This is a genomic window from Marisediminicola senii (genome assembly GCF_011057645.1).
Classification (GTDB): Bacteria; Actinomycetota; Actinomycetes; order Actinomycetales; family Microbacteriaceae; genus Marisediminicola; species Marisediminicola senii.
Genome location: NZ_JAALGE010000013.1, coordinates 47242 through 58362, shown reverse-complemented (window position 1 = coordinate 58362; position 11121 = coordinate 47242). Strand labels below are relative to the sequence as shown.

Here is an 11121-nt window from a genome sequence, read left to right as displayed (position 1 = left end):
CGCTCGGCCGGGCCATTGCGGCGCAGCGGGCGGGCACGCCGCAGACCTAGCGGCGGCGGGTGCGGCGGCGGGTGCGGCGGCGGGTGCGGCGGCGCCAGCCGGACGCCGGGGTCAGCCCAGCGCGGTCAGCAGCTTCTGCTCGAGCTCCGAGCTGTCGAAGTAATTCTCGATCACGATCACGTCGGCGAAGGTCGACCCGATCGCGTCGACGAACTCGGCCGAGGTGAGGATTATCTGCGCATCGGCGGCCGCGGCTGTGACGCTGCCGATGTCGGCGGCCGTGACATCAGCCTCGATACCGAGCTTGAGCAGGGCGCGCTCGGCGTTGACCTTGAGGATTCCGGAGCTGCCGATACCGGCTCCGCAGATCGCGACGATCTTCATCGGGTGCCTCTCATGATGTCGATGACCGTCGCCGCGTCGGGCGCGGCAGCGATGCGGGCGATGGCGTCGGAGTCGTTGAAGATGTTCGCGATCTCGGCGATCGACTCGAGGTGCCCCTCGATCGACGTGATGGCGAGGCCCAGCACGACGCTGACCGGGTCGTTGTGCGGGTGCCCGAACGCGACCGGGGTGCTCAGGGTGACGACGGCGAGGCCGTCGGCGAGCACCTGCGGGCCCGGCCTGGCATGCGCGAGGGCGAGGCCTGGGGCGATCACGACGTAGGGGCCGTGCTCCTCGATCATGCGGATCATCTCGTCGGCGTAACCGGGCTTCGACGACCCGGACGCGACGAGTGCGGCACCCGCGACACGCACGGCGGCACGCCAGTCCGCGGCGTCGGCCCCGGTGACGACGCCGTCCTCGGTGAGTTCTGGAAGCGGCATCCGTTATGCCTGCGCGAAGCCGGCGCTGATGATGTCCGAGAGCTCTTCGCGGTCCTCGAGCGGCAAAAACGTCGCGGCGGCGGCGTTCAGCTGGAACACCTCGAGGTCGGTGAGGTCGTAGCCGAACGTGTCGCTGAGCAGGCTCAGTTCGCGGCTGAGCGAGGTGCCGCTCATCAGCCGGTTGTCGGTGTTGACGGTCACCTGGAAGCCGAGCTGGTACAGCAGGTCGAACGGGTGGTCGATCAGCTCGTCTCCCCACGCGGCGATCGCGCCGGTCTGCAGGTTCGACGACGGGCTGAGCTCGAGGGTGATCTGGCGGTCCTTCACCCACTGGGCGACGCCGCCGAGGGTCACGTAGGCGTTCTCGGCGTCCTCGCGGTCGACCTCGATGTCTTCGGCGATGCGCACGCCGTGGCCGAGGCGCAGCGCTCGACCGTCGAACAGCGCACTGCGGATGCTGTCGATGCCGTCGGCCTCGCCCGCGTGCACGGTGGCCGGAAAGAGGTTCTGCGCGAGGTAGTCGAATGCGGCGCGGAGGTTGCTCGGCGGAAAGCCGGCTTCCGGCCCGGCGATGTCGAAGCCGACGACGCCGTCGTTGCGGTGGCGAACGGCGAGCTGCGCGATCTCGAGGCTGCGGTCGGTGTGGCGCATCGCCGAGACGATCTGGCCCGCCCGGATGCTGCGGCCCTCGTGACGTGCGTCGTCGATGCCGGCCTCGATGCCGTCCTGCACTGCCTCGACGGCCGCGTCGAGGCTGAGCCCGCGCGCGAGGTGCTGCTCGGGGGCCCAGCGGATCTCGCCGTAGACGACGCCGTCGGCGGCGAGGTCCTGCACGAATTCGCGGGCGACGCGGGTGAGGCCCTCGGTGGTCTGCATGACGGCTGTCGTCACGTCGAAGGTCTTGAGGTACTCGACGAGCGATCCGGAGTCGGACTGGTCGGCGAACCAGGTGCCGAGGGCGCCGGCGTCGGTCTCGGGCAGCTCGAGGTCGATGGCGGCAGCGAGTTCCACGATGGTCGAGGGCCGCAGCCCCCCGTCGAGGTGGTCGTGGAGGGATATCTTGGGGAGGGCGCTGATGTTCGCGCCGCCTCGGAGGCACAAGTCCCCGGCTGGAGTCGTCATGACTCAAATCTACCGGGTGGCGGTGTCGGGGATTCCCTGTAGTCGGCCAGAGATGAGGTCGCCCGCCGCGAGGAGCGCCGCGAGCACGTCGCCGGCACCGGTCTGGCTGAAACTGGTGGCGATGTAGGGAACGGTGAGGGCAGCGACCGTGTCGCCGCCGGTGCCGGTGATCGGCACGACGAGGTCGGTGATGCCCGGCTGCATCGCGTCGTCGCGGCGCAGGTAGCCCCCGGCGGCCTGGCCGCTGAGTACCGCACCGGCCGCGGTGGTCTCGACGGGGAACTCCGCACCTACCCGCACCCGGAAGCCGAAGTCCGACGGGCTCTCGACCTGAGCGATGACCCGCACCCGGTTCGCGTCGAGCACGCTCAGGTTGCACGACTGGTGCACCGCCTCTGCCAGGTCGCGCATCGGGCCGAGCGCGAGCGCGGTGAGGCCGCGCAGCGGCGGGTGGCGAGTGGAGAGGTCGAACATGCGGGTCGAGAGCAGGTATAGGCCGGACTGCGCGTCGCGGTAGATCCAGCCGCGCCGCTCGAGGCGCTGCAGCACCCGGAACAGCTGGCTGACCGACCGCCCGACGGCGGCCGCGACCTCGGCCTGCGTGAGCCCGCCGCCCTGCTCTGCGAGGAGCTCGAGCACGTCGAGAGCCTTGTCGAGCGCTGGCACCGCATAGCCGGGCGGTCCATCCCCATCGCCGGAAACCGGGCGAGCGGCCTCGGCGGTCATCGCTCCGCGCCCATCACGGCGAGCATCCGCCGGGCGATGAGCCTGTCGATGTCGTCGGGCACCGGCTGCGCGCCCGGGGCGAGCGATGCCGCACCGGTCGCGACCCGCTCGAGCGACAGGGCCTGCAGGAGGAAGCCGAGGTCCATCGACTCGAGCGAGTTGCCCTTCGGCTCGCGGCCGGCGAGGTTCACCATGCGCCCGTTCGCGAGCAGGATGACGTGGCGTCCGCCCGGGAGGTCGATGCGCTCGATCGCCTCGTCGAGCTCCCGCACCGCCACGGCGCCCGCCTTGAGGGCGGCGACGTCGATCTCCCAGGGAAAGTGGCCGCAGTTCGCGAGGATCGCGCCATCGCCCAGCAGCGCGACGACGTCATCGCCGACGATGCCGGGGCGCCCCGTCGCCGTGATGACGACGTCGGCCCACCCCGCGAGGTCATGCATCCCGCCGACCCGGAACCCGTCGAGCGCCGCCTCGAAGGCCTTGAGCTCGTCTACCTCGACGACGGCGACCTTGCCGCCGAGCGCCCTCAGGTACCTGGCGACGCCACTGCCGCACCACCCGTAGCCGGCGACGAGGAACCGGCGCCCCGGGATCATCAGGTTGGTGATACGCATGAAGCTCTCGACCACCGACTGGCCGACCGCGTGCCGGTTCTCGCCGATGGCCTTGAGCAGGCTGTCATTGATCACGAAGACGGGGAACGGCACGCGCCCCGCGAGTTCGCTGCGCAACCGGTCGCCCCCGGAGGTCGTCTCCTCGGTGCCGCCGAGGATGCCCGCGGCAGCTCCGCGCGCGATGACTCCCGCGGCCAGGTCTCCCCCGTTGTCGAGCAGCATGGTGGGCGCAGCGTCCAGCACGCGCGCAACGTTGGCGTGGTGCTCGTCGATGCTGTCGTCGCGCCGGCCGAACACGGTCATCCCCTGGTCGCGCAGCACGGCGACGGTGTCGTCCTGGGTCGAGCCGTGGTTGCCGGTCGCGACGATCTCGGCGCCGCCTGCTGCCAGGGCCTCCAGCAGCACCGCCGTCTTGGGTTCCAGGTGCAGCGACATGCCGATCCGATGCCCGGCGAATGGCTGGCTCCCGGCGAACTCGGCCCGCACGGCCGCGAGCAGCGGCATGCGCGACCTGATCCATTCGATGCGGTTGCGGCCGCGGTCGAGCAGGTCTGTCGTCGTGTCATCCATGACGGAAGACTACGCCAGTGAATGTGAGTTTCATATATGCTCGCGTCATGGCGACGAAGATCATCCTCGACTGCGACCCTGGGCATGACGACGCGATCGCGCTGCTGCTCGCGCACGGCAATCCCGACATCGACCTGGTCGCCGTCACCACCGTGCACGGCAACCAGACCATCGAGAAGGTGACGCGCAATGCGCTGGCGGTGGCCCGCATCGCCGGGGTCACCGGAGTGCCGTTCGCTGCGGGAGCGCACCGGCCGCTCGTGCGGGTGGCGGAGGTCGCGGCATCCATTCACGGCGAATCCGGGCTCGACGGGCCCGCCCTGCCCGAACCGACGCTCGAACCCGACGCCAGGCACGCCGTCGACCTGATCATCGACACCGTGATGGAGGCGGAGCCCGGCACGATCACGCTGGTTCCGACCGGCGCGCTCACGAACATCGCGATCGCCGCCCGAAAGGAGCCGCGCATCGTGCAGCGGGTGCGCGAGATCGTGCTGATGGGGGGTGGATACCACGGCGGAAACTGGAGCGCGGCATCCGAGTTCAACATCGTCATCGACCCGGAGGCGGCGCACATCGTCTTCAACGAGTCGTGGAAGGTCACGATGGTGGGCCTCGACCTGACACACCAGGCCATCGCCACCCCGGAGGTGGTCGCGGCGATCGCGGCGGTCGACACCGGGCCGGCGCGCTTCGTGGTGGAGCTGCTCGACTTCTTCGGCGAGACCTACCGCGACCAGCAGGGATTCGAGCACCCGCCGGTGCACGACCCGTGCGCGGTCGCCCTGGTGATCGACCCGTCGGTGATGACGGTGGTTCCGGTGCCGATCGACGTCGAGCTCACCGGAACGCTCACCCTCGGCATGACGGTCGCCGACTTCCGCTCGCCCGCGCCCGCTGGCTGTACGACGCACGCCGCGACCGCCCTCGACCGCGAGCGGTTCTGGGCACTGGTGGTCGACGCGCTCGAGCGCATCGGCGACGTGCGGGTCTAGGCGACCCGGGCGCTCTACTTGAGCACGCGCGCCACGACGCCGACGACCACGCCGACCGCGGCGAGGCCGAGCAGGCGCCGGAACGGGTTCGCGCCCGTGGTCGCCTCGGAGACTCCCCACCAGCCGGCGGCGATGGTGGCGATGGATGCCGCCACCTGCCTGGTCTCGGTGTCGCTCGACGTCCAGCGCACGATGATCGCGGCCGTCGTCACCAGCGCGGGAAAGTTCGGCGTCTCCGCGGCGACGAGTTCACCGGTCGACCGGTCGCGCAGCAGCCAGCCGACGAACCGGCCGATGGGGTCGCGGCCGGGGGAACCCGCGATGGTGCCTGGAGTGCCGAGTGTCATGATCCGATCCGATCTGCGATGAGCGGGCCGCCGGTGACGATCTCGTCGCCGTCGGTGCCGATGCGGTACGCGCCGTCGAGGGCCTCGATGGCGCGGGAGAAGCGTTCGGGTTCGTCGGCGCTGAGGGTGAACAGCGGCTGGCCTTCCGTCACCGTGTCGCCGGGCTTCGCGTGCAGGTCGATGCCGGCGGCGTGCTGTACCGGGTCCTGCTTGCGGGCACGTCCGGCGCCGAGGCGCCAGGCCGCGATGCCGAATGGCAGCGCCTGCTGCTCGACGAGCACCCCCGATGTGGTGGCCGTGACCACGTGCGTCTCGCGGGCTGCCGGCAGGGCGGCATCCGGGTCCCCACCCTGAGCCGAGATCATCGCGCGCCAGGTGTCCATCGCGCGGCCGTCGCGCAGGGCTGCCTCGACGTCGGCGTCGGGCTGGCCGGCGAGGCGCAGCATTTCCCTCGCCAGCGCGACGGTGAGTTCGACCACGTCGGCCGGTCCGCCACCGGCGAGCACCTCGACCGATTCGCGCACCTCGTTGGCGTTGCCGATGGCGAGCCCGAGCGGCACGTTCATGTTGGTGAGCAGGGCGGATGTCGCGACGCCGGCGTCCTCTCCGAGCGCGACCATCGTCTCCGCCAGTTCGCGGGACTGCGCGATGTCGGTGAGGAACGCACCGGATCCGAACTTGACGTCGAGCACGAGGGCGGAGGTGCCCTCGGCGATCTTCTTGCTCATGATCGACGACGCGATGAGCGGGATGGATTCGACGGTGCCGGTGATGTCGCGCAGGGCGTAGAGCTTGCCGTCGGCGGGGGCGAGTCCGGAGCCGGCGGCGCAAACGACCGCGCCGACCTCGTCGAGGATCTCGGTCATCCGTTCGGTGGAGACCGATGCTCGCCACCCCTGGATGCTCTCGAGCTTGTCGAGGGTGCCGCCCGTGTGGCCGAGCCCGCGACCGGAGAGCTGCGGTACGGCGACGCCGAACGAGGCGACGAGCGGCGCGAGCGGCAGGGTGATCTTGTCACCCACGCCTCCCGTGGAGTGCTTGTCGGTGGTGCGCTTGGTGAGCCCGTCGAAGCTCATCCGCTCGCCGCTGTCGATCATCGCGAGGGTGAGGTCGCGAATCTCGCGGCGTTCCATTCCGTTGAGGAAGATGGCCATCGCCATGGCGGCCATCTGCTCGTCGGCGACGTAGCCGCGCGTGTAGGCGTCGACGAGCCATCGGATCTGCTCGGTGGAGAGGGTGCCGCGGTCGCGCTTGCCGCGAATGAGGTCGACGACGTCGAAGGGTTCGATCATTGCTCTGGGGTCTCCTGGTCGGTGGCCCGGTAGGCCTCGAGGGTGCGCGGTCCGAAGGCGTCGGGAATGACCTCGTCGATGGTGCGGATGCCGGACACCGTCTCGAGCAGCATGCCGGGAGCGGAGTGTTCGTAGAGCAGCTGGCGGCAGCGTCCGCACGGCATCAGGGCGCCGCCCTGGCCGTCGACGCAGGTGAAGGCGACGAGCTTGCCCCCGCCGCTCATGTGCAGGGCGGAGACCAGCGCGCACTCGGCGCACAGCGTCAGCCCGTAGGAGGCGTTCTCGACGTTGCAGCCCGCGATGACCCGGCCGTCGTCGACGATCGCCGCGACTCCCACCGGGAACTTCGAATACGGCACGTAGGCGTTGCCCATCGCGTCGAGCGCGACCGCGCGGAGGGCGTCCCAGTCGACGGTCATGACTTGATGTACGGCTTGCCGGCGGCCGCGGGTCCGCGCACGCGCCCGACCAGGCCGGCGACGGCGACGATCGTGACGATGTACGGGAGCATGAGCATGAATTCGCTCGGCACGGGCGACCCGATGATGCTGAGCACGTTCTGCAGGTTGGTGGCGAAACCGAACAGCAGCGCGGCGAGGGTCGCCCTGATCGGATCCCACCGCCCGAAGATCACCGCGGCGAGGGCGATGAACCCGGCACCCGCGGTCATCTCCTTGTTGAATGCGCCGACCGCGCCGAGGGTGAGGTACGCCCCGCCGAAGCCCGCGATGGCGCCGGCGAGGGAGACGTTCCAGAACCGGGTACCCGTGACGTTGATGCCGACGGTGTCCGCGGCCTGCGGGTGTTCGCCGACGGAGCGCAGCCGGAGGCCCCAGCGGGTGTGGAACAGCCCGATGTAGACGGCCGCGATGGTGAAGTACATGACGTACACGATGATCGTCTGGCGGAACAGCACCGGTCCGAGCACGGGGATCTCCGACAGCACGGGGATGTTGATGCGTTCGAGGCGGGGCGGCGAGTTGAGCAGCGTGGGGTTGGCGCTGAGCACCTGCGAGAACAGGAAGCCGGTGAGCCCGGTGACGAGCACGTTGAGCACGACGCCGACGATGACCTGGTCGACCAGGTAGCGGATGGAGAACGCAGCGAGCACGAACGACACCAGCATGCCGGCGACCATCGCCGCGAGCAGTCCGAGCAGCGGCATCTGGGTGATCGACGCGACGACGGCGGAGACGAAGGCACCGGCGAGCAGCTGGCCCTCGATGGCGACGTTCACGACCCCGACCCGCTCGGAGATGACGCCGCCCAGCGCACCGAAGATCAGGGGAACGCTGATACCCAGCGTGCCGATCAGCAGGCCCGCGACGGGAAGGGTGGAGCCCGCGGACGCCCAGACCAGGAAGCCGACCACGAAAAGGAACCCGAAGACCGCGATTGCCCACAGCGGGGTCGCCTTCGCCGCGCGCGACAGGGTGAAGCTCCACGCGGTGATGGCGGCGAGCAGGATGACGATGACGACGCCGGTCGCCCGGGCGGGGAAAGGGATGGTCGGCAGCTGGATCACGTCGGATCCGGTCGACAGCCGGAAGGTGGAGATTCCGTCGCGGCCGATCACGATGAAGAGCAGGATGCCGATCACCGTGAAGATGGCGAACGCGACCGGCGCCTTCCAGCTGCGGATCTCCGCGCGCTCGAGGGCTATCACGTCGGCGGTGCCGGCGGCGTTCTCCGGCGTGTCCGGGTGGTTGTGCTGGGTCACCGTGCTCATGATGTCGCCGCCTTCTTGCTCGCGCGGGGGGTGCGGGTGGCACCGGGAGTGGGCAGTCTGAAGATGCTGCGCACGAGCGGCGGGGCCGCGATGAACAGCACGATGAGCGATTGCACGACGAGCACGATGTCGATGGGAATGCCCTCAGCCGCCTGCATCGAGAATCCACCGGCCTTGAACGCGCCGAACAGGATGCCGGCGAAGAACACGCCCCACGGCCGTGACCGCCCGAGGAGCGCGACCGTGATGGCGTCGAACCCGATGCCGGCGTCGATTCCGGAACCGAACCCGGTCGTGATGGTTCCGAGCACCTGCGCGGTGCCGGCGAGCCCGACGAGTCCCCCGGAGAAGAGCATCGCGTAGACGTAGACGCGCTTGACGTTGATGCCGGCGACGCGGGCCGCGTTGGGGTTTGCCCCGACCGCGCGGAACTGGAAGCCGGTGCTCGATCGCTCGAGCAGGTACCAGACGAAGATCGTCGCGGCGATGACGAAGATGAAGCCGGCGTGCAGGTTGTAGCCGGCGCCGAGGAGGTCGGGGAAGACCGCCGTGTCGGAGATCGGCGGCGACTGCGGGTTGTTGCTCGACGGGTTCTGCAGTACCGGGGTGCGCAGGAAGTAGGAGACGAGGTAGAGCGCGACGAAGTTGAGCATGATCGTGACGATCACCTCGTGCGCGCCGGTCCTGGCCTTGAGCACGCCGACGACGCCACCCCAGATGGCACCGCCGAGGATGCCCGCAATGACCGCGACGATGAGGTGGATGCCGTACGGCAGTTCGAGCGAGAAGCCCACCCAGCCGGCGCAGGCGGCGGCGATGAGCATCTGGCCGCGGCCACCGATGTTGAACAGCCCGACGCGGAAGGCGAGGGCGACGCCGAGGCCGGCCGCGATCAGCGGGGTGGCGAAGTTCAGGGTCTCGGTGAGGGGGCGGATGCCGTCGGCGAACCCGGGGCGCCGGAAGTTGTAGACCGACCCCTGGAACAGTGCGACGTAGGCACCGGAGACCGCGTCCCAGATCGCCCTGAAGGTGTCGGCGGGGCGGGAGAAGAAGTACCCGGCCGCCTCCTGCACGTCTTCGTTGGTGATGGCGATAAGCACGCCGCCGACGACGAGGGCGAGGAGCACGGCGAAGACCGAGATGGCTGCGCTGCCGCCAATGAGGTCGCGCAGGAAGGCGGACGAGCGCGGCTCGTCGGCCGGTGGCCGTTCCTTCGTGGCCAGGAGGGCCTCGTCGGCAGCCTGGCCCCTGACTGGCAGCTGGTCGCTCATGCGGAGACCTGCGCTTCCGGGTGGTGCTCGCCGGCCATCATGAGGCCCAGGATGTCCCTGGGGGTGTTGCCTGGAACGATTCCCACTATTTCTCCGCGGTACATGACCGCGATGCGGTCGGCGAGGGCGACGACTTCGTCGAGTTCTGTCGAGACGACGATGACCGGCGTACCGGCATCCCTCGTCTGCACGATTCGGGTGTGCACGAATTCGATCGAGCCTACGTCCAACCCGCGGGTCGGCTGCGCGGCGACGAAGAGGCGCAGGTCACGGCTGAGTTCGCGGGCGAGCACGACCTTCTGCTGGTTTCCCCCGGAGAGGCGGCCGACGGGGGTGGTAATGCCCTGGGCGCGCACATCGAACTCGGTGACCTTCTGCTCGGCGAATTCGGCGAGGGTGGCGAGCTGCAGCGTGCCTGCCTTGACAAACGGCTCGCCGATGCTGCGATCGAGCATCAGGTTCTCCGAGATGGTGAACGTCGCCACCAGCCCGTCTTCGGTGCGATCCTCCGGAACGAAGCCAACCCCGGCGTCGAGCACGCGCCGCACGCTGAGCCCGGTGAGCGGCTTGCCGTCGAGCTCGATGCGGCCGGTGACGCGTTCCTGCAGGCCGAGCAGCGCCTCGGTCAGTTCGGTCTGCCCGTTGCCCTGCACGCCGGCGATCGCGAGAATCTCGCCCGCCCGCACTTCGAAGCTCACGTTGTTCACGACGATCTGGCCGCGGGGGTCGACGACCGACAGGCCATCGACGGTGAGGGCAGCGGGGCCGGGAGCGGCCGGCGCCTTGTCGACGGTCAGCTCGACGGCGCGGCCGACCATGAGGGACGCGAGTTCGGCGTTGGTCGCGGTGGGCTCGGCCTCACCGACCACCTTGCCGAGCCTGATGACGGTGATGCGGTCGGCGACTTCGCGCACCTCGCGCAGCTTGTGGGTGATGAAGACGATGGAGGTGCCGGCCTCCTTCAGCTGGCGCATGATGACGATGAGCTCGTCGGTCTCCTGCGGGGTGAGCACGGCGGTCGGCTCGTCGAAGACGAGCACCTTCGCATCGCGGGAGAGCGCCTTGATGATCTCGACGCGCTGCTGCACACCAACGGGCAGGTCTTCGACGAGGGCGTCAGGGTCGACGTCGAACCCGAAGCGGGCCGAGATCTCACGCACCATCGCGCGGGCCGCGGCGAGGTCGAGCCTGCCGCCGAATGAGGTCTCCTCGTGGCCGAGCATGACATTCTCGGCGACGGTGAACACCGGGATGAGCATGAAGTGCTGGTGCACCATGCCGATGCCGGATGCCATGGCGTCGCCGGGTCCGGAGAACTTCTGCGCCACGTCGTCGAGGAGGATCTGGCCCTCGTCGGCCTGGTAGAGGCCGTAGAGCACGTTCATCAGCGTGGACTTGCCCGCGCCATTCTCGCCGAGGAGCGCATGGATCTCGCCGGGCTGCACGACCAGGTTGATGTGGTCGTTGGCCACCAGGGCACCGAAGCGCTTGGTGATCTCACGGAGTTCGAGCTTCATGTGGTCCTATCTACGCTGTGGCCGACCTGACGATTCTGCCGCACTTCTGGCGACCGGCAGTGCAAAACGGGGAAGCCGGCTGGTGCTCCGGCTTCCCCGTTTGGGTCGTTC

General features: G+C 69.5%; 12 protein-coding genes. 1 reads left to right on the top strand and 11 read right to left on the bottom strand.

Going from position 1 to position 11121, the window contains the following annotated elements; all coding sequences use genetic code 11:
• Positions 1 to 111: 111 nt before the first annotated feature.
• The 5 genes from G5S38_RS06705 to G5S38_RS06685 are packed head-to-tail and all read right to left on the bottom strand — an operon-like array spanning position 112 to position 3859.
• Positions 112 to 384: a PTS sugar transporter subunit IIB gene (locus tag G5S38_RS06705; RefSeq protein ID WP_165066231.1), complete on the bottom strand. Its 273-nt coding sequence runs from the start codon at positions 382 to 384 to the stop codon at positions 112 to 114.
• Positions 381 to 827, bottom strand: a complete 447-nt coding sequence (locus G5S38_RS06700; RefSeq protein WP_165066228.1) for a PTS sugar transporter subunit IIA — start codon at positions 825 to 827, stop codon at positions 381 to 383. The genes G5S38_RS06705 and G5S38_RS06700 overlap by 4 nt, the downstream gene beginning before the upstream one ends.
• A 3-nt stretch (positions 828 to 830) precedes the next feature.
• Positions 831 to 1949, bottom strand: a complete 1119-nt coding sequence (locus G5S38_RS06695; protein WP_165066225.1) for an adenosine deaminase — start codon at positions 1947 to 1949, stop codon at positions 831 to 833.
• Positions 1950 to 1958: 9 nt separating this feature from the next.
• Positions 1959 to 2675 carry an IclR family transcriptional regulator gene (locus G5S38_RS06690; protein ID WP_268921049.1) on the bottom strand — a complete coding sequence of 239 codons (717 nt, stop codon included), beginning with the start codon at positions 2673 to 2675 and terminating at the stop codon, positions 1959 to 1961.
• Entirely contained in the window at positions 2672 to 3859 is a 1188-nt protein-coding gene (locus G5S38_RS06685; RefSeq protein ID WP_165066219.1) for an adenosylhomocysteinase, read from the bottom strand. The genes G5S38_RS06690 and G5S38_RS06685 overlap by 4 nt, the downstream gene beginning before the upstream one ends.
• Positions 3860 to 3906: 47 nt before the next feature.
• Here G5S38_RS06685 and uriH point away from each other — a divergent pair, with 47 nt between their 5' ends.
• A complete protein-coding gene (uriH, locus tag G5S38_RS06680; RefSeq protein ID WP_165066216.1) occupies positions 3907 to 4854 on the top strand; it encodes a uridine-preferring nucleoside hydrolase UriH in 948 nt (315 codons plus the stop codon).
• Between the two features lie 14 nt (positions 4855 to 4868).
• On the opposite strand, the gene G5S38_RS06675 is transcribed toward uriH, so the two are convergent.
• Genes G5S38_RS06675 through G5S38_RS06650 form a run of 6 tightly spaced genes read right to left on the bottom strand, consistent with a single transcriptional unit; the run spans position 4869 to position 11010 of the window.
• Positions 4869 to 5201 carry a hypothetical protein gene (locus G5S38_RS06675; RefSeq protein ID WP_165066213.1) on the bottom strand — a complete coding sequence of 111 codons (333 nt, stop codon included), beginning with the start codon at positions 5199 to 5201 and terminating at the stop codon, positions 4869 to 4871.
• Complete coding sequence (locus G5S38_RS06670; protein WP_165066210.1) at positions 5198 to 6493, bottom strand: thymidine phosphorylase; 1296 nt, start codon at positions 6491 to 6493, stop codon at positions 5198 to 5200. The genes G5S38_RS06675 and G5S38_RS06670 overlap by 4 nt, the downstream gene beginning before the upstream one ends.
• Entirely contained in the window at positions 6490 to 6912 is a 423-nt protein-coding gene (locus G5S38_RS06665) for a cytidine deaminase (protein ID WP_165066207.1), read from the bottom strand. Before G5S38_RS06665 ends, G5S38_RS06670 begins: the two co-directional genes overlap by 4 nt.
• Entirely contained in the window at positions 6909 to 8222 is a 1314-nt protein-coding gene (locus tag G5S38_RS06660) for an ABC transporter permease (RefSeq protein WP_165066204.1), read from the bottom strand. The genes G5S38_RS06665 and G5S38_RS06660 overlap by 4 nt, the downstream gene beginning before the upstream one ends.
• A complete protein-coding gene (locus tag G5S38_RS06655) occupies positions 8219 to 9493 on the bottom strand; it encodes an ABC transporter permease (RefSeq protein ID WP_165066201.1) in 1275 nt (424 codons plus the stop codon). The genes G5S38_RS06660 and G5S38_RS06655 overlap by 4 nt, the downstream gene beginning before the upstream one ends.
• Positions 9490 to 11010, bottom strand: coding sequence for an ABC transporter ATP-binding protein (locus G5S38_RS06650; RefSeq protein ID WP_165066198.1), 1521 nt, complete (start codon positions 11008 to 11010; stop codon positions 9490 to 9492). Before G5S38_RS06650 ends, G5S38_RS06655 begins: the two co-directional genes overlap by 4 nt.
• Positions 11011 to 11121: the final 111 nt, after the last annotated feature.

What these genes read in the sequence shown, in the direction of transcription:
- G5S38_RS06655 (WP_165066201.1), bottom strand. Translation starts at nt 9,493, where the DNA reads ATGAGCGACCAGCTGCCAGTCAGGGGCCAGGCTGCCGACGAGGCCCTC.
- G5S38_RS06690 (WP_268921049.1), bottom strand. Translation starts at nt 2,675, where the DNA reads ATGACCGCCGAGGCCGCTCGCCCGGTTTCCGGCGATGGGGATGGACCG.
- G5S38_RS06670 (WP_165066210.1), bottom strand. Translation starts at nt 6,493, where the DNA reads ATGATCGAACCCTTCGACGTCGTCGACCTCATTCGCGGCAAGCGCGAC.
- G5S38_RS06685 (WP_165066219.1), bottom strand. Translation starts at nt 3,859, where the DNA reads ATGGATGACACGACGACAGACCTGCTCGACCGCGGCCGCAACCGCATC.
- G5S38_RS06705 (WP_165066231.1), bottom strand. Translation starts at nt 384, where the DNA reads ATGAAGATCGTCGCGATCTGCGGAGCCGGTATCGGCAGCTCCGGAATC.
- G5S38_RS06665 (WP_165066207.1), bottom strand. Translation starts at nt 6,912, where the DNA reads ATGACCGTCGACTGGGACGCCCTCCGCGCGGTCGCGCTCGACGCGATG.
- G5S38_RS06695 (WP_165066225.1), bottom strand. Translation starts at nt 1,949, where the DNA reads ATGACGACTCCAGCCGGGGACTTGTGCCTCCGAGGCGGCGCGAACATC.
- G5S38_RS06660 (WP_165066204.1), bottom strand. Translation starts at nt 8,222, where the DNA reads ATGAGCACGGTGACCCAGCACAACCACCCGGACACGCCGGAGAACGCC.
- G5S38_RS06675 (WP_165066213.1), bottom strand. Translation starts at nt 5,201, where the DNA reads ATGACACTCGGCACTCCAGGCACCATCGCGGGTTCCCCCGGCCGCGAC.
- uriH (WP_165066216.1), top strand. Translation starts at nt 3,907, where the DNA reads ATGGCGACGAAGATCATCCTCGACTGCGACCCTGGGCATGACGACGCG.
- G5S38_RS06700 (WP_165066228.1), bottom strand. Translation starts at nt 827, where the DNA reads ATGCCGCTTCCAGAACTCACCGAGGACGGCGTCGTCACCGGGGCCGAC.
- G5S38_RS06650 (WP_165066198.1), bottom strand. Translation starts at nt 11,010, where the DNA reads ATGAAGCTCGAACTCCGTGAGATCACCAAGCGCTTCGGTGCCCTGGTG.